Origin of the sequence: Paenibacillus sambharensis (genome assembly GCF_003233845.1) — a bacterium.
GTDB classification, from domain to species: Bacteria; Bacillota; Bacilli; order Paenibacillales; family Paenibacillaceae; genus Paenibacillus_I; species Paenibacillus_I sambharensis.
The window spans coordinates 287414-303126 of the sequence record NZ_QKRB01000057.1 but is presented as its reverse complement, the minus strand read 5'-3'; the positions used below and the strand labels follow the sequence as shown (position 1 = coordinate 303126).

General features: G+C 53.6%; 20 protein-coding genes and 1 tRNA gene. All 21 read right to left on the bottom strand.

What is annotated here, in order from left to right:
* Positions 1-34: 34 nt before the first annotated feature.
* Positions 35-478 carry a nucleoside-diphosphate kinase gene (gene ndk / locus DNH61_RS23215; protein WP_111149201.1) on the bottom strand — a complete coding sequence of 148 codons (444 nt, stop codon included), beginning with the start codon at positions 476-478 and terminating at the stop codon, positions 35-37.
* A 26-nt stretch (positions 479-504) separates the two neighbouring features.
* Positions 505-1479 (bottom strand): polyprenyl synthetase family protein, encoded by a 975-nt coding sequence (locus DNH61_RS23210; RefSeq protein WP_111149200.1) that lies wholly within the window; start codon positions 1477-1479, stop codon positions 505-507.
* Entirely contained in the window at positions 1476-2342 is an 867-nt protein-coding gene (locus DNH61_RS23205) for a menaquinone biosynthetic enzyme MqnA/MqnD family protein (RefSeq protein ID WP_111149199.1), read from the bottom strand. Before DNH61_RS23205 ends, DNH61_RS23210 begins: the two co-directional genes overlap by 4 nt.
* Positions 2332-2961, bottom strand: coding sequence for a UbiX family flavin prenyltransferase (locus tag DNH61_RS23200; protein ID WP_425452305.1), 630 nt, complete (start codon positions 2959-2961; stop codon positions 2332-2334). Before DNH61_RS23200 ends, DNH61_RS23205 begins: the two co-directional genes overlap by 11 nt.
* Positions 2955-3830, bottom strand: a complete 876-nt coding sequence (locus DNH61_RS23195; RefSeq protein ID WP_111149198.1) for a UbiA-like polyprenyltransferase — start codon at positions 3828-3830, stop codon at positions 2955-2957. The genes DNH61_RS23200 and DNH61_RS23195 overlap by 7 nt, the downstream gene beginning before the upstream one ends.
* Positions 3827-4546 carry a demethylmenaquinone methyltransferase gene (locus DNH61_RS23190; RefSeq protein WP_111149197.1) on the bottom strand — a complete coding sequence of 240 codons (720 nt, stop codon included), beginning with the start codon at positions 4544-4546 and terminating at the stop codon, positions 3827-3829. Before DNH61_RS23190 ends, DNH61_RS23195 begins: the two co-directional genes overlap by 4 nt.
* A 4-nt stretch (positions 4547-4550) precedes the next feature.
* On the bottom strand, positions 4551-5420 hold the full coding sequence (locus DNH61_RS23185; RefSeq protein WP_111149196.1) for a heptaprenyl diphosphate synthase component 1: 870 nt from the start codon (positions 5418-5420) through the stop codon (positions 4551-4553).
* Positions 5421-5549: 129 nt separating this feature from the next.
* Positions 5550-6128, bottom strand: coding sequence for a hypothetical protein (locus DNH61_RS23180; RefSeq protein ID WP_111149195.1), 579 nt, complete (start codon positions 6126-6128; stop codon positions 5550-5552).
* Between the two features lie 116 nt (positions 6129-6244).
* Positions 6245-6469 (bottom strand): trp RNA-binding attenuation protein MtrB, encoded by a 225-nt coding sequence (gene mtrB / locus DNH61_RS23175; protein WP_181438835.1) that lies wholly within the window; start codon positions 6467-6469, stop codon positions 6245-6247.
* Positions 6470-6617: 148 nt separating this feature from the next.
* Positions 6618-6694, bottom strand: a tRNA-Pro gene (locus tag DNH61_RS23170).
* Positions 6695-6812: 118 nt separating this feature from the next.
* A complete protein-coding gene (locus DNH61_RS23165; protein WP_111149193.1) occupies positions 6813-7088 on the bottom strand; it encodes an HU family DNA-binding protein in 276 nt (91 codons plus the stop codon).
* 169 nt (positions 7089-7257) lie between these two features.
* Positions 7258-8244, bottom strand: a complete 987-nt coding sequence (locus DNH61_RS23160) for an ABC transporter permease (protein WP_111149192.1) — start codon at positions 8242-8244, stop codon at positions 7258-7260.
* A complete protein-coding gene (locus DNH61_RS23155) occupies positions 8234-9742 on the bottom strand; it encodes a sugar ABC transporter ATP-binding protein (RefSeq protein WP_111149191.1) in 1509 nt (502 codons plus the stop codon). Before DNH61_RS23155 ends, DNH61_RS23160 begins: the two co-directional genes overlap by 11 nt.
* Positions 9743-9766: 24 nt before the next feature.
* Positions 9767-10885 carry a sugar ABC transporter substrate-binding protein gene (locus DNH61_RS23150; RefSeq protein WP_111149190.1) on the bottom strand — a complete coding sequence of 373 codons (1119 nt, stop codon included), beginning with the start codon at positions 10883-10885 and terminating at the stop codon, positions 9767-9769.
* Between the two features lie 198 nt (positions 10886-11083).
* Positions 11084-12562, bottom strand: a complete 1479-nt coding sequence (gene spoIVA, locus DNH61_RS23145) for a stage IV sporulation protein A (protein ID WP_111149189.1) — start codon at positions 12560-12562, stop codon at positions 11084-11086.
* A gap of 489 nt (positions 12563-13051) precedes the next feature.
* Positions 13052-13795 carry a hypothetical protein gene (locus DNH61_RS23140; RefSeq protein WP_146241125.1) on the bottom strand — a complete coding sequence of 248 codons (744 nt, stop codon included), beginning with the start codon at positions 13793-13795 and terminating at the stop codon, positions 13052-13054.
* A gap of 17 nt (positions 13796-13812) precedes the next feature.
* The gene (locus tag DNH61_RS23135; RefSeq protein WP_181438834.1) at positions 13813-14157 is read right to left on the bottom strand and encodes a 2Fe-2S iron-sulfur cluster-binding protein; all 345 of its coding nucleotides are present in this window, start codon (positions 14155-14157) and stop codon (positions 13813-13815) included.
* 2 nt (positions 14158-14159) lie between these two features.
* On the bottom strand, positions 14160-14765 hold the full coding sequence (locus tag DNH61_RS23130; protein WP_111149186.1) for a nucleotidyltransferase domain-containing protein: 606 nt from the start codon (positions 14763-14765) through the stop codon (positions 14160-14162).
* Positions 14766-14778: 13 nt separating this feature from the next.
* Entirely contained in the window at positions 14779-15075 is a 297-nt protein-coding gene (locus tag DNH61_RS23125; RefSeq protein WP_111149185.1) for a 2Fe-2S iron-sulfur cluster-binding protein, read from the bottom strand.
* A gap of 27 nt (positions 15076-15102) precedes the next feature.
* Positions 15103-15282: a DUF2768 family protein gene (locus DNH61_RS23120; RefSeq protein ID WP_111149184.1), complete on the bottom strand. Its 180-nt coding sequence runs from the start codon at positions 15280-15282 to the stop codon at positions 15103-15105.
* Between the two features lie 143 nt (positions 15283-15425).
* The gene (locus tag DNH61_RS23115) at positions 15426-15698 is read right to left on the bottom strand and encodes a stage VI sporulation protein F (protein WP_111149415.1); all 273 of its coding nucleotides are present in this window, start codon (positions 15696-15698) and stop codon (positions 15426-15428) included.
* Positions 15699-15713 lie beyond the last annotated feature (15 nt).

Sequence of the window (15713 nt, the reverse complement as noted above, 5' to 3'; positions counted from 1 at the left end):
TCCTCCCGCGTCATGCTGTTAGTCTAAAGCTTAATTATATCCAGCGCTGGATCGTATGCTCGTAAGGAACCATCTCGGCCGGATCGAAGAAAATACCGATTTCGCGCTGAGCGCTCTCCACGGAATCTGATCCGTGAATCAGGTTGAAATTGGTATGTACCGCAAAGTCGGCACGAATTGTACCTGGAGCCGCTTCCACGGCATTGGTCTTGCCGATAACCGATCTGGCCAGTGCGATGACCTGGTCACCCTGCCACACCATTGCGAATACCGGTCCGGAGGTAATGAACTCGATCAGCGGCTCGTAGAAGGGCTTGCCCTTATGCTCGGCATAATGCCGCTCTGCAAGCTCCTTGCTGACCATCATCAGCTTCGCACCTACCAGCTGCAATCCTTTCTTCTCAAAGCGCGACACGATCTCTCCGACTAGACTCCGCTGAACACCATCTGGCTTCACCATCAAAAATGTTTGTTCCATTATTAATCCCTCCTGTACGGATGTTCTTAATAACTGCGTTCGCCTACAAAATAGGCTATATCCTTCAAGCTCTTCCGGGCTGGTATATCAGGAAGTCCGGAAAGCGCGTGAACCGCTTTATCTATATATCGGCTGGCGAGGCGTTCTGCTTCACCTATTCCTTCACTTTGCCGAATAAGCTCGATCGCTCTGCTGCTGACTGCTTCGCCGTTGGTACTCTTCAGCCTGGCAATTTCGGTCAGCAGCTCCTCCCGCTTGTCCGCTTCACGGAGGGCAAGAAGTACAGGCAGCGTGATATTCCCTTGACGGATATCGGATCCCGGAGGCTTGCCGATCTGCTTCTCTGTTCCGCATATGTCCAGCAGATCGTCACGGATTTGGAAGGCCATTCCGATGTTGTAACCGAACCGGTACAGCCGGTTGTAGATCTGGTCGCTGGTACCTGCGGCCATTGCACCCAGCTGGCAGCTGATGGCAATCAGCAGTGCCGTCTTGCGGCGGATCCGCAGCAGATAATTACGGACAGTCTGCCCGGTATTGAAAAAATCGCGGATCTGCTCCATTTCACCAATGCACATTTCAACCAGCGCTTTGGAAAGCACCTGATGAATGGCAGGGTTGCTAAGCTCCGTGACAATCGTCAGCGCCTTAGCGTGTATGTAATCACCCGTATACATGGCGATACGGTTGTCCCATTTGGACTTGACGGTCAGCTGGCCGCGCCTCGTGCTCGCATCATCAATCACGTCATCATGCACAAGTGAAGCCATGTGGATCAGTTCAAGCGGAACGGCCACCTTTTCCAGCACGTCAAGACGGTAGTCGCCAAACTTTCCCGCCAGCAGCACAATGACCGGACGTATCCTCTTGCCGCCGGCCTTCAGCAGATGAAGCGAGGTCTCGCTAAGCAGCAGATGGTCGCTCGTTACGCTCCGCTCCAGCCCTTTTTCGATTTTGTTCAAGTCGGCACGCATCTTTGCGTATATATCCAGAAGTTTCATTCGTTCACCTGTGCTACAGATTCAGACCAATACCGGATACCCACGTCCTGACTGAGCAAGCCCAGCTGCTTTGCAAAGCCAAAGTAGTGCATCAGGCCTGTCTGTTCGGCTGTTCCAAAATCATGGCGCAGTCCATGAAAATACTGATTCCAGTAGGTCAGATCGCCGCCGATTTCAGCCGCCGCCTTCCTTGCCAGCTCACCGGCATACCGTATACCTCTGCGCTTGCTCTCGAGCAGTGCCCGGTGCAGCAGCGCCACCTCTTTCGGATACGCTTCCGCCACAGAACGGCGAACCGCTACAACTGCATAAGTCATGCTGTACCCTGTCCACTGCTTCCACATCTCACCGACATCAAGCACCCGGTAACCATGCTTCTGCCAGGAAGCCCGGATCGCATGATCGCCAATCAGCAGCGCGGCATCGGCCGCGTTCATCATGGCTTCCAGATCGGGTTCCATTGACAGGTACTCCGGTTTCCCTTCATAGCGAAGCTCCAGAATAACCTTCAGCAGGTTAATGGATGTTGCAGAGGTTGTGGTCAGCGCAATTCTGCCGCTAAGCATCCGGTCAAACGGCTCCTTGTAAAAGAGAAGAATGGATCCAACCGGGCCATCCGCGCTTACCGATAAGCCTGGCAGGAGCAGCAGATCGCTGCTGTGCCGGGCATAAGCAAAGGATGACACGGCAGCTGCGTCGATTCTGCCTTCACCAAGCGCCTCATTGAGGGCAGACGGGACAGCCTGCATAAACGTAAAAGGCGGCGCATCCATTTCGGCTAATACTTCATTCAAGTAGTTATATATCGGCCATACATTGGCATAATCAATGCGTCCGATGGTGATCGGGCGTTCAAGGCCCATCCTGCTCATCTCCCCATCTTCGGTACAAATCGTGCTCGAAGGGCATGTTGTCCAGTACTTTACCAACCATAAAATCAATCATATCACGCATAGTCTGCGGACGATAGTAAAAGGCCGGCATGGCGGGGATGATCCTTACGCCAAGTCGGGCCAGTTTGAGCATATTCTCAAGGTGTATGGCATGTAGCGGTGTTTCGCGCGGCACCAGAAGAAGCTTCCGCCCCTCCTTAAGCATCACGTCGGCAGCCCGTGTCATCAGGTTGTCCGACGTGCCGTGGGCAATGGATGCAAGCGTCCCCATGGAACAGGGAACGATAATCATGCCGTCCATGCGGAAGGAGCCGCTCGCAATGCTGGCGCCGATATCGGCCACCGGATGATACCGGAGGGCGCCTTCAGACAGGTAGCGGCCAAAATGCGCTTCCAGCGCTTCCTGCCTCTTCGAGACGGCCCAGCCCGCCTCCTCCTTCAGCACGCGCCAGCCTGCTTCCGTGATCACAAGGTGGACCTGCACGCCGCCGGCAAGCAGGACCTCGATAAGGCGAATACCATAGACAGAGCCGCTTGCCCCTGTAATGCCGACAACCCATTTTCCGGCGGCCGGATTCTCCATTACCATTGGTGCAGCACCACCAGATCAAACAGCGTAAAGGCGAACAATACAACGCTCAGGGTCCCGTTCATCGTGAAGAACGAAAGATTGACGCGCGAGAGGTCCTGCGGCTTGATAATGACATGCTGATAGAAGAGCAGACCGATTGCAGCTAGTGTGCCGATCAGATACCCCCAGCTAAGCTCGGTCATCCAGAACAAGGCCAGAAAACCGGCAGCAGGCACCAGATGGAACAGGCGGGCAAGCCACAAGGAACGCTTGATGCCAAACCGGGACGGAATCGAGTGCAGCCCTTCCTTGCGGTCAAACTCGTAATCCTGGCAAGCGTAGACAATATCAAATCCTGCCGTCCAGAAAGCTACGGAAATATAGAGCAGATAAGCGGACCACCCTGCTGTGCCTGTTACGGCTACCCATCCGCCAAGCGGGGCAAGCGCGATCGTGAAGCCCAGGAACAGATGGCAGAGCCACGTGAAACGCTTCGTATAGGAATAAAAAACCAGCATAAAGATCGCAACAGGCAGCAGTTTCACCGCAAGCGGATCAAGCCGGAAGGAAGCTGCAAACAATAGGAGGAATGAGACCGCAATAAAAATAAGCACTTCATTCGAGCGCAGCAGGCCTGCCGGTATCGCCCGTTGTTCCGTTCGCGGGTTGCGGGCGTCAATGGCCCGGTCGATCAGCCGGTTGAGTCCCATGGCGGCACTTCTTGCGCCTACCATGGCCACGATTACCCATCCGATCTCCCCCCAGCCGGGCAGCCGGTCCTGCTCCATAACCGCTCCCAGAATAGCCCCGACAAAGGCGAAAGGCAGTGCAAACAGCGTATGCTCAAATTTGATCATTTCCATGAAAATCTTCACTTTACGCATCATGTCCGGCCGTTCTCCTTCGTCCCGATATGGAGAGCGGCAATTCCGCCGGTCAGCGGATATGCTTCTACCTTCTGTAGTCCGTTCTGCTCGAATATGGCCTTCAGCTCATGATGGTCGGGAAAAGCGACCAGTGACTCGGGCAGCCACTTGTACTGCTCGTAGCTCTTGGCGACAAGCTTGCCGGCAAGCGGCAGCAGCCTGCGGAAATAGAAATAGTAAATCCCCTTGAACGGCTGCCAGGTCGGCTTGGACAGCTCAAGACAGACGACCTTTCCACCTGGCTTCACGACGCGGCGCATCTCCTGCAGCACCTTATGCAGATCAGGCACATTACGCAGGCCAAAACCTATTGTCGCATAATCAAAAGAGTTGTCCGGGTACGGGAGGCTCATTGCATTACCCTGCACAAGATTGATCTGTGTGTTCAAGTCTTCTGTGTCCAGCTTCTTACTGCCGATATCGAGCATATTCTGACTGAAATCAAGACCAATCACCTGCCCGGTGCGGCTTGCCTTTGCGATAGCGATTGTCCAATCACAGGTTCCGCAGCAAATATCTATTGCTGTATCGCCGGCCTGAATATTCATCTTTCGCATGGTGAATTTGCGCCATGCCTTATGTCTGCGGAAGCTGAGCAAATCATTCATCATATCGTATTTGGGCGCTATGCTCTCAAATACGGAATGGACGAAGCTCTCCTTCGTCTTCGCGTCCATCTGGTCACCTCATCTCGTTGTATACAGCAGCTTGCGCGGCAAAAGGACGCAGGATGCGCTCGCCAAGCTTCGTCAGCTCGTCCACAAGCTTGTCCGAGCCGAGCTTGTCCGCAGCTGCCTGAAGCTGCTGTACCGCCTGCTTCAGCATGCGGATCAGCTGTCCGCGCAGGTCGTATTTCCGGCTAAGCAGTTTAATATAGCTTTCCTCACGTCCATGCTGGAGGAGCTTAAGCCTCTCCTCCTCCGTTCCTAGTTCAAGCACATACCAATACCCCCAGCTGCCTTCAAACCGCAGCGGCTCGCTAACACGCTCAAGCTCGTCCATCACAGCATCGCACCGGCTAACGTCGGCAAGCAGCTCTGGCCACAGAAGAGAATGAGCTTCATCCAGCAGCGTACCAAAGCCTGCAAACAAGCCGCTCTTGAGCTCGGTACAGGCAGCCATATATTCTTCCGCCGTCAGCTTCTGCTGCCGCATCAATATATACAAATTCATCTTCTGCCGGTTAATCTCGCAGATGGCATCGCTCAAGGACCGGACCATCCCAACCTGGCCAGCCTGTGACAGCAGATGGTAGAACCGCGCGCTGTAATAATCGCCGGCCAGTACATTCAGCTGCCTTTCACGCATGCGCATCTGGGAGAGAACAGCTGTGTCCGTATCGATGTGGTCGTGAATATCAAGTCCCATCTGCACCAGAGACACGACCAGCGCATACAGCTCGTGATGCTCCGCACTTGCCTTGCCTTCGGACAGCAGCGTATATAGTAACCTGACCCGGAAATCCGGAAATTCCGGAAGCTCGGTATGGGTAATAATCATGTCGTGCTCGACGTATTTTTTGGCTAATTCTGGTATGCGGTATTCATTCATCGTCCAGCCTCCGGGCAGTGCAGTTCATGTTCAAAGCTGCAGCTCTATAATCTAAATTATTATATCACAACTGTAACGGCGAAGCACAGCAATGCTTCTTATCCCGAACAGGTCCTGGTGAGTGTAAAATCACAGCCCGCGGCTTCGGCCAAACCGTTCGGCCCCCTGGGCTGTAAAGCTGATGCGAAGCCGGCGCGTCCAGCTTTCATCCGCCAGCAGGTCTGCCGCAGCTACTGCTCCGTCATCTGCTAGCCAGCTGTCCGTACGGCGGATATCAGCCGCAAGCAGAAGACGCTCGCTGCCCGGAGTGCGCTGCCCGCTGTCCCCACCGGTATCCACGAAGCGGATGAGCAGACGCTCAACATTACGGGCCTGCTTAAAGGATAGCCTGATTAGCTTCAGCACATCCTCATATACGGGTTCAATATCCGCTGCCTCATGCCGGATAACAAAATCAACCGAAAGAACAGCCGATTTCAAATCCGTTCTGCGAATCCGCTGGGAGAAGTGCTGAGCGATCAGGGCATCCACCAAATTATCGCTCCCTATGCGGGTAACCCTATCCGGCTGAATAACCATGGCCGCTCTCGAAGCAGGAGTCCCGGCGCTTAATGAGGGAAGCAGCGTGACGATCACAGCGCACAAGGCAGCGGTCAGACAGCCGCCCAGAAGATATTTTACCACACGCAGCTCTTTGCCCTTCAGCACACTCCATCCTCCTCCCATTCCTCCGCTTCGATATGCCCGTTCAAGTTCTATACCTCATTGTATAAACGAAAAAAGCAGGCTATGCCTGCTCATCCGCAATATTTCCTATGTAGTTCTTATTCATCGGTATCAAGCGAGCCGTATTTGGTCAGCACGGTTGCCTTCCCGCGGATTTTGATAGCGGACGTATGATCCGTAAACTGCGCAATGAGGATTTCACCTTTATCCAGCTTCTCCGTGTGGTGGAACTTGGTGTCCGTCCCTCTTGTCAGCCCGATGACCTGAACGCCCTGATCCTTCGCCTTCACCACAATGTAATCTCCATGAGTTGGTTGTTCCATATCCGTTCCTCCTTCCCGCCGGTTCGAACGGCCGGTTGCCTCCGCCGCACGCATACACCGATACATTACCTCAGATCGATGCTTTCCCTGAAAAAAACTGCCTCCCTCGTAAGAACGAACGGAAAGCAGTCGATAGTCTTTTGTCGAATGGTCGGGTGTACCGGATTTGAACTGGCGACCTCTACCACCCCAAGGTAGCGCTCTACCAAGCTGAGCTAACACCCGACAATAGCACAACAAATTTTACTGAAAAATCTATCACTTGTCAATAATCCCAATCCTCTAAGGCAGACAAAACGCCCAGGCCTTACGGCCCGGACGCTAGACGAAAATTGTGTATGTGTTAGCCCGAAACAAGATCCTTCAGCGATTTGCCAGGCTTGAATGCAGGCGTCTTGCTTGCTGCGATCTCGATCTCCTGGCCAGTTTGCGGGTTGCGTCCCTTACGGGCCGAACGCTCGCGAACCTCGAAGTTGCCGAATCCAACGAGTTGGACCTTATCACCACTTTGGAGCGCATCGGAGATGGCATCAAATACGGCGTCGACCGCTTTGGTTGCGTCTTTCTTCGACAATTCCGTCAGTTCTGATACTTTTGCAATCAATTCCGTTTTGTTCATATTGCTTTCACCTCCCCTGACTGCACACTGTCTCTTTCATTATCATTCTGTTTAACCGAAACTTGCAAATATATACCTCTTTCGACCGAACAATTTTTATAGTAATACAGCCGTTTAGGAATTTCAAGTAGATTCGGCAGTTTTAGCGCCTGTCAGAAAAACACCGTGCCTAAGCGCGTCTCCTGTGCAGATGAATGAATGTAACAGCCAGAGCAAGAACGAGAACACTGCCTTTGATAATGTCATTTGTATAATAGGGAACCCGCATCATGGTCAGGCCGTTCAGAAGCACCCCGATGAGCACAGCCCCGAAGAAGGTTCCAATCACATTCGGCTTGCCGGCTCCGAAGACCGAATACCCGACAAAAACCGCAGCAACTGATTCCATGAGAAGCGGAGCGCCAGCATCTATCTGGCCGGTGCCTGTACGCGCTGCGAACAGCAGCCCGCCGATTGCCGCGAACACGCCGGAGGCCATATAGGCAGCCAGACGGATGCGCCGTACGCGGATACCCGAAAGCCTTGCTGCCTCTTCGTTCCCGCCGGTAATATACATCTGCCTTCCCCACTTGGTGAAGGTAAAGAACAGGTGGACGAGAATGACAGCCAGCACCATCAGCACAACCGGTACCGGGATGCCAAACAGCTGCCCTTGACCAAGCCAGAGGAATGATTCCTGGAACACTCCCGGCGCGTTGGTGCCGTCGCTCATCTGCATATTATTGTAAATCGAGTAGCCCTTGGTGTATGTCCGGTGAATTCCGGAAATAATATACATAACAGCCAGCGTCGCGAGAAGGTCAGGAATCCGGATCTTCACAATCAGAAGCGCATTCAGCATACCGATCAGGGCGCCAGCCAGCAGCGGAACGGCGATCACGACAATCAGCGGCTGTTCATGCCAGACCATCAGCGTTGCGGCAAGCACCGTTGTCAGCGAAACCGTCGAACCGACCGACAGATCAAAGCCATCGACAGCGAGCGAGAAGGTAATGCCAATCGCTACGAAGGTGACAATTGAGATCGATCGCAGAATATCCGATAGATTATCATAGGTGAAGAAGTGTTCGTCCCACAAGGAGAAAAAGACGATAACAAAACCGATGACGAATAGCGCGCCGTATTTATAGGCCCACTCCAGAATGTTAGATTTCATGCTTCCTGTCTTCCCCTCCGCTTGCATAAAGCAAGATTAGTTCCTGTGTGGCTTCCGCACGGGACAGCTCCTTCACGAGCCGGCCGTCATACATCACAAGCAGCCTGTCGGCTATGCCAATTGCTTCAGCGAATTCACAGGTAAAGTAGACGATCGACTTTCCTCTCGATGCCAGTTCACCGATAATGCTGAATATATCGCTCTTGGCCCCAATATCGACGCCCTTGGTCGGCTCATCGAACAGAAACACATTAGCCCCGGTCTCCAGCCATTTGCCGATCGATACCTTCTGCTGGTTGCCGCCGCTTAAGTATGCGGCCGCAAGACCCGGTGACGATGTCTTGATGCCAAGCCGCTGAATGACGTCCTCCGCGAGTCTCTTCTCTTTGCGCAGCGACACAATGCCAAGCGAGGACAGCGCATCCAGCAGCGGCAGGCTGATGTTCCGCTGGACGGATTCTTGTACGAGAATCCCCTGCTTGCGCCGCTCTTCCGGAACAAGCACAATACCGTTCTGGACAGCATCCACCGGCTCACGGAGTATTGCCTCTTTGCCCTTTACTCGTATGGTCCCGCTCTCAGGCCTGTCGGCTCCGAACAGTACCCTCGACAGCTCCGTCTTGCCTGCCCCGACAAGCCCCACAACAGCTACAATCTCGCCGCTTCTTGCTGTGAACGAAACATCCCTGACCTTGTGACCGAGCGTCAAACCTTCGGCTTCCAGCAGTATTTCACCGATTGCTGCCTCTGTCTTCGGAAACTCGGCGGCGAAGGTTTTGCCAAGCATGGCCTGGATAATGCCATCCGCATTCGTATTGTCCTTCGCCTCAGTCAAGACCCGCTCCCCGTCCCGCATAACCGTAATCCGGTCACTCATGCGAAACACCTCCGGAAGCCGGTGTGTAATGAAGACCGACCCGATGCCGCTGGATTTTAACCGCTGCATAACACGGAACAACCGTTCAGCTTCTTCCAGGCTGAGCGGCGCCGTCGGTTCGTCAAAGATCACAATACGGGCTTCCTCGGTCAGAAGCCGGGCCAGCAGAACAAGCTGCTTCTCAGCAAGCGTCAGACCCTCTACGGGCTTGCGTACCGGAATGTCGGCTCCTACCTGGGCAAGCGCTCTCTCTGCTTCACCCCTAAGCTTATTCCAGTTCAGCAGGCCTGCGCCGCCCGCGGATATCTTGTCCATCATAATATTCTCGGCAACAGACAGCCCTGCAGCAAGCGCTGTGTCCACTTCCTGATAGATGCACTGAATGCCGTGTTTCTTGGCATCATAGGGCGAACGGATCTGCACGGCTTGATCATCGATCCGGATCACTCCTGCATCCGGTGAGTAAGCGCCGGAGAGCACCTTCATTAAGGTGCTCTTGCCTGCACCGTTAGCTCCAAGCAGCGCATGAATCTCCCCGCTGCGCAGCTCGAAATCCACACTCCGCAGCGCCGGCACGCCAGCGAATGACTTGGTGATGCCCGACATGCTAAGAAGCGCCATTATAGCACTCTCCTTCTCCCGTGCTTATTTCGAGCCGCTGGCTTCCAGATCTCTCATCCAATCCGTATAGCCCTGCTCACTGCTGCCCCAGCCCTCTATGTGCTCGTGCAGCTGCGTCGTGTTGATTTTCTCAGCCGGCAGGTCCTCACGTTTCACGAAGGCAGGCTCCAGTACGACCATATCTTCCGTCTCGTCGCCATTAAACTTTTGATACAGATAACGAACCTGCACCCGGCCGATATCCTTCGGATCAACAGCAGCAGAGGCTACCCATGGGCTTGCAGGATCCTGAATCATCTGCAGATCCTCATCACTCATGTCGATGCCGTACACTTTAATTTCCGTCCGTCCGGCCTGCTGAATCGCTCTGGACGCACCCTTGGCGAACTCATCCCAAGCAGCCCATACGGCCGTAATTTCGCCTTTCTTATACTGCTTAAGGACTGCTTCCATCTGCGCTTGCGTGTCCAGTGCAGGGTTGTTCGCATTACCAAAGGCGGAAACCACCTTGATGTCCGGATACTTCTCCTGGAATGCCTTGAATGCAACTTCCCGGCGTTCCATCGGTGCGAATCCGGCTACCCATACCTTAACAATGTTTCCTTGGCCGCCTGCGTCCTCCGCCAGCTGCTCAAGGGTCATCTCGGCAAGCGTCTGATCATCCTGCTGGAGAACCGTAACGCCCGGAATCTTCACATCAGCATCAAACACAACGACCGGAATGCCCTTCGACACAGCGCGGTTGATGCCCGCCTCAAGAGCACCAGCTTGTCCATGGTCAATCAGAATGCCGTCAAAGCCCTGATTAACAGCTGCGTCCAGGTTGGATGCCATAACGTCCAGCTTGTTGTCGGAGGCAAATACTTGAACCGTGCCGCCGAGCTTCTCAGCCTGGTCCTTCACGCCTTCAATATATTGGGCGGAGAAGGTTCCTGTATTGAACTGCATGACAAGCGCAATCTTCTTGCCTGCAAGCGGCGAAGCGTCATTCCCGCCAGCTTGTCCGCTGTTATTCGAAGATTCGGCAGGCGTGCTGCCTGAAGCTCCGCCAGTAGTCGTTGTGCTTCCGCCGCCGCATGCGGACAGTACAAGCATAAAGGCCGCCGCCAGCAGCAGGATCGATGTTTTCGTTAACCGTTTCATGTAGAAATTTTCCCCTCTCTGTGCAACAAAATGATAATTATGAAAACTTACTCATCATATTACCATCTTTTCCGAGTGTGTCAATCGGAATTTGTGAGATATATCACTATTTGTCGAAAGTGGGCGTAAAACAAGGGATAGACACCGCGTCACAAGAACGCTGCATCTATCCCTTGCCCAGCAGACTGCGCTGCTGTTTTACAGTATAATGGCAATCAAACCGCCCGAGCCTTCATTAATGATCCGTCCCAATGTTTCCTGCAGCTTGTAGCGGGCATTATCCGGCATCATGGCAATCTTGCCCTGAATACCTTCCCGTACAATGGAATGCAGGGATCGGCCGAATATATCCGACTCCCAGATCTTGATCGGATCGTTCTCGAAGTCCTGCATCAGGTAGCGGACAAGCTCCTCGCTCTGCTTCTCCGTTCCGATAATCGGAGCAAACTCCGACTCCACATCCACCCGAATCATGTGGATCGATGGAGCAGTAGCCTTTAACCTGACACCGAATCTTGAGCCCTGGCGGATTAGTTCAGGTTCATCCAGGGCCATCTCGGCAAGCGTTGGTGCGGCAATGCCGTAGCCGGTTGTCTTCACCATCTCAAGCGCTTCCGCAAACCGGTCGTATTCCCGTTTGGCATGCGAGAATTCCTGCATCAGCTGCAGCAGGTGATCCTTGCCGCGGATTTCTACACCGACAACCTCCATCAGAATTTTGTCATAGAGCTCATCCGGGGCATAGAGATCAATTTCAGCGACCCCTTGACCCATATTCATGTCGCTCAGACCGGCTCTGCTGATAAATTCATATTCCATAAACTGGTCCACAACACGATCAACATCCCGCAGACGGCGGATATCTTTCACCGTATCCCGAACAGAGGTTTCATAGCTGGATCTTAGCCAGTGATTATCGTTGAGTACCATTACCCAGCTCGGAAGATTAACGTTAACCTCATGGACCGGGAATTCGTACAGCACTTCCCTAAGCACTGTCATGACTTCTTCCTCGCCCATTGTCGCTACGCTCATCGTCATTACCGGGATATCATACTTGGCTTGGAGCTCTCCCCGCAGCTGCTGCGCTTCGTCCCCTTTGGGATTGGTGGAGTTGATCACGAGCACGAACGGCTTGCCGACTTCCTTCAGTTCCGCAATAACCCTCTCTTCTGAATCCACATAGGAGCTTCGCGCAATTTCGGCAATCGAGCCGTCTGTCGTGACCACAACGCCAAGCGTGGAATGCTCCTGGATGACTTTACGCGTGCCAATCTCCGCAGCTTCCTGGAAGGGAATCGGCTCCTCAAACCACGGCGTTGAGATCATCCGCGGGCCATTCTCATCCTCGTAGCCTTTTGCCCCCTCAACCGCATAACCGACACAGTCAACGAGCCGAACATTCACATCCAGCCCTTCCGATACCCGGATTTGGACAGCCTGGTTTGGAACGAATTTCGGCTCTGTCGTCATAATGGTCTTACCGGCAGCGCTCTGCGGCAGCTCATCTACCGCCCTGACCCGATCGGCGTCGCTTGTAATGTTGGGAAGTACGACCGTCTCCATAAAACGCTTGATGAAGGTCGATTTGCCCGTACGGACCGCTCCAACGACGCCGAGGTAAATATCCCCGCCTGTTCGTTCGGCGATGTCCTTAAAAATATCCACTTTTTCCACTGAATATCCCCTCCCAATCAAATTTCCGAGTTCAAGGAGTCAGTCCGTTGAACGGTGCTGCTGCACGTATGTAGAAGCTCTCCGCTGGGCAGGACTCCCGTGCTGCACGCACCTGGCGGAGCTGCCCGTGCATTCACAAAGCCGTCAGGACATCCGCCGCCATCCACCGGAAGCTGGAAGCGGGGCAAGCGACAGACATTGCCAACCGGATCCGGCTCACCGTATCCGTACCTTGCAACTCTCGTACAACTGTTTGGACTAGTAACATCATATTGCTTCCGCTTCCGTTTTATGACCAAACCGTATCAAAAATCTTTGTAACCGCCTAATCGCAATTCCCATTAATCCCCTTCCAAGAACTGATATATGTTCCTAGAGCCCCGTCTATGCCTTAGTGAGTGCAAAACCGCCGCCCCGCAGACATAACAAAAAACCGCCAAGGATTTCTCCCTGACGGTCTCTTGTATAATCAATCTGCTAATCAAGCTGCTATTGTCCGGGCAGCCGCGCCGCCGGGTCTCCATCCACCCAGTAATAGGCCGCTGATTTGACAGGCACAAAGTCCGATTGGCTGACAAGCAGCTCCCGGAGATCTGTCTCAGGATCCGGGTCTGTTCCACTCAGCTCGACAGCTTTACGGATATCTGCGCCATAATCAGCATAAACCGTGCCATTCTCATGGATGATGAGGTTCATCGTCTGATTGCTGTATACAGAGCGTATGACCGGCTTGCTGCCAGTCAGCTTGTCAAAGTCAATGTGATAAAAGGACGGATAGGCTTCGCCGCCTGCCGGCAGTTGTCCTCCGTTCGCTTCTCTATAGGCATCCACCTTAGCTTGAAGGTCGTTAATTTGCTGGTAAACCGTAATGCTCATCAGCTTCACCACGGGATCGACTTCCTCGTTCTGCAGCAGGAAATAATAACTCCCCCCGTTCTCGAAGGCCGCCGCCGGAATGTCGTTAATATAGCCCATTCTCTCCAGTTTCGCGATGTCGATGACAAACTTCTCGTATATCGGTGTGTCTTCACCGCTGTTCTTGATCGGCAGAAGGCCTTTACTCGCGAAGTACTGGTCAACCGCATCTTGAATCAACCGCACGGACTCCTTCGAGGGGCGCTCATTCTGTCCCATCCGGTCTTTGGGATACAGGCAGCCGGATAGCGCTGCAAGCAGCAGCAGAACCAGCGCAGCCTGTCCTGTGAGCTTCAGCACTCTGCCCAATCGGTTCACAACCATTCCTCCTCCGCTTACCATAACCCTTCTTCCTCTTCCTGCTGCTTCTCCAGCAGCTTGCGCACGGCTGACTTTAACGGATCTTCAGGCACTTCAACCACGGCGTCTCCGACCACTTTAGCTTGGCAGGACAACCGCGTTCCATCGGCTGTGCCGAGCAGCTTCCGCCTCTCGCGGTCAGCTTGCGCTGACAAGCCTTCCCCAGAAACATCCTTGACCTTGCACATTAAACATCCCGCTTTACCGCCGCATCTGGTTTTGATGAGGATACGAGCTTTCCGTGCGGCTTCCAGCACCGATGTGCCGGGATGAACGGATACCGTTTTCCTCTCGGGCAGGAACGTGACCGTTACCGCCATACTCACTCATCCCCCTCTGTTTCCGCCAGCCCTGCCAGCCGCAGGAGCCGCTGCTCCGTTACGGGAGTCAAGCTGCTCGCCGCTACTAGCGCCCTTAGAGCAGGCCCATGCCGCTGTGGAGCGTCCGACATAGCTGCCGCTACCACCTCAACCCGGTCCATTCGGCTCCGGAGAAGGTTGAATATAAGCTCATGCGCAAGCGGAACAACTGCAGCTGACAAGCCCGCTGATCCGACTTTGATCAAAGACGCATGCGGCATCAGATCGTTCCGAACCCTAACCGTATACCTGTCTTCTCCCGCTGAGACAACGAAGCCGCCAACCAGCTCTACAGATACGCGGGCGATATCATAATGACTGAGGACCGATTCATAGATCGGGGTCACACTATAGGTTGGCCGGTCTGTCGCATAGCCGGATAACAGAGCATGTATGCTGGCTGCATCATCCTTATCCGCATAAATATCGAGATCCCGCGGCGGCTCCGCCAAGTTCAATCCCTGCAGCATAAGCCCTGCGCTTCCGCCTACAACCCATGCATCTCCCAGGCCGCCGGACAAGCTGCTGATTATCTCTAATGCGCTTCTGATGGATTCAGGCGGATTCATAGCTGACACTTCCTTAAAAATAAGGTTTATTAACGGCTCGGATCGTTCCCGCATTGTCTTTGATCATAGCCTGGCAGCCCAGACGGTAGCCTTCGTCCAGCTCCTCCTGCTCCAGCCTGTCCCATTCCGCATCCGTTACCGGTTCCAGAAATTCAGCGCCTTCCTCAATCAAACAGCGGCATCTGGCACAGGTTCCTCTTGTACAGGAAAATCCCCAATCCACATCCGCCTTCAAAGCCACATCCAATATGGTGAGCCCTGACTCGGCCTCTGCTTCAGCTGATTTCGTTCTGCCCTTCAATTCAATCATCTCATGCACCACCCTTGGCTGTATGTATTAGATAATAGATATAAACCCGCAGAAGCAGCCGACGATCAGCATGCCGAACGCCACCAGCGACAGGACGAACCGCACAACTCCCTTGGTCCTGCTGCGCGCGAGCGTAATCACTACGGCTGATAAAGCCATTAAACCGATGCCGATAAACGAAACCCACATCTTGGTCATTGCATCCATAAATCCACCAACCCTATATCATCATGAAAACAGCAATCAACAGTCATTATACCATCCGGGACAAAAAAGGACAAAAGCCGACTCCTGCGGCTGTATCGGTTCACAATACAGCTTCGGACCGGCTTTTGTCATGCCAGGACAGCTTATTTCATCATCATCTTCATCAATGATTCCATATTGTTCATGTTCATTCCGCTCTTCTTGACGGCCGAAACGATTTCGTTCACTGTTTCTTCCGTGACCGGAACCTTTGCCATGGCGGAAACCTGCTTGATCAGCTTACGCAGCTCGGCTTCACTTTGCATCGTCTTTGGGGTAACACCGCTTGCCAGCTTCTTGACCGCCTTTTCGCTGATCGGCCGGCCGGTCTTCTTCTTGACTGCGTTCAGAACATCCTTCGAGATATTTTTGCTCAAGTCCATTTCCCCTCC

Coding starts and splice junctions, on each gene's coding strand:
- DNH61_RS23130 (WP_111149186.1), bottom strand. CDS start 14,765: ATGAATCCGCCTGAATCCATCAGAAGCGCATTAGAGATAATCAGCAGC.
- DNH61_RS23160 (WP_111149192.1), bottom strand. CDS start 8,244: ATGAAATCTAACATTCTGGAGTGGGCCTATAAATACGGCGCGCTATTC.
- DNH61_RS23185 (WP_111149196.1), bottom strand. CDS start 5,420: ATGAATGAATACCGCATACCAGAATTAGCCAAAAAATACGTCGAGCAC.
- mtrB (WP_181438835.1), bottom strand. CDS start 6,469: ATGGAACAACCAACTCATGGAGATTACATTGTGGTGAAGGCGAAGGAT.
- DNH61_RS23200 (WP_425452305.1), bottom strand. CDS start 2,961: ATGGTAATGGAGAATCCGGCCGCCGGAAAATGGGTTGTCGGCATTACA.
- DNH61_RS23165 (WP_111149193.1), bottom strand. CDS start 7,088: ATGAACAAAACGGAATTGATTGCAAAAGTATCAGAACTGACGGAATTG.
- DNH61_RS23195 (WP_111149198.1), bottom strand. CDS start 3,830: ATGATGCGTAAAGTGAAGATTTTCATGGAAATGATCAAATTTGAGCAT.
- ndk (WP_111149201.1), bottom strand. CDS start 478: ATGGAACAAACATTTTTGATGGTGAAGCCAGATGGTGTTCAGCGGAGT.
- DNH61_RS23150 (WP_111149190.1), bottom strand. CDS start 10,885: ATGAAACGGTTAACGAAAACATCGATCCTGCTGCTGGCGGCGGCCTTT.
- DNH61_RS23125 (WP_111149185.1), bottom strand. CDS start 15,075: ATGATTGAATTGAAGGGCAGAACGAAATCAGCTGAAGCAGAGGCCGAG.
- DNH61_RS23210 (WP_111149200.1), bottom strand. CDS start 1,479: ATGAAACTTCTGGATATATACGCAAAGATGCGTGCCGACTTGAACAAA.
- DNH61_RS23135 (WP_181438834.1), bottom strand. CDS start 14,157: ATGGCGGTAACGGTCACGTTCCTGCCCGAGAGGAAAACGGTATCCGTT.
- DNH61_RS23190 (WP_111149197.1), bottom strand. CDS start 4,546: ATGGACGCGAAGACGAAGGAGAGCTTCGTCCATTCCGTATTTGAGAGC.
- DNH61_RS23120 (WP_111149184.1), bottom strand. CDS start 15,282: ATGGATGCAATGACCAAGATGTGGGTTTCGTTTATCGGCATCGGTTTA.
- DNH61_RS23155 (WP_111149191.1), bottom strand. CDS start 9,742: ATGGCGCTTCTTAGCATGTCGGGCATCACCAAGTCATTCGCTGGCGTG.
- DNH61_RS23205 (WP_111149199.1), bottom strand. CDS start 2,342: ATGGGCCTTGAACGCCCGATCACCATCGGACGCATTGATTATGCCAAT.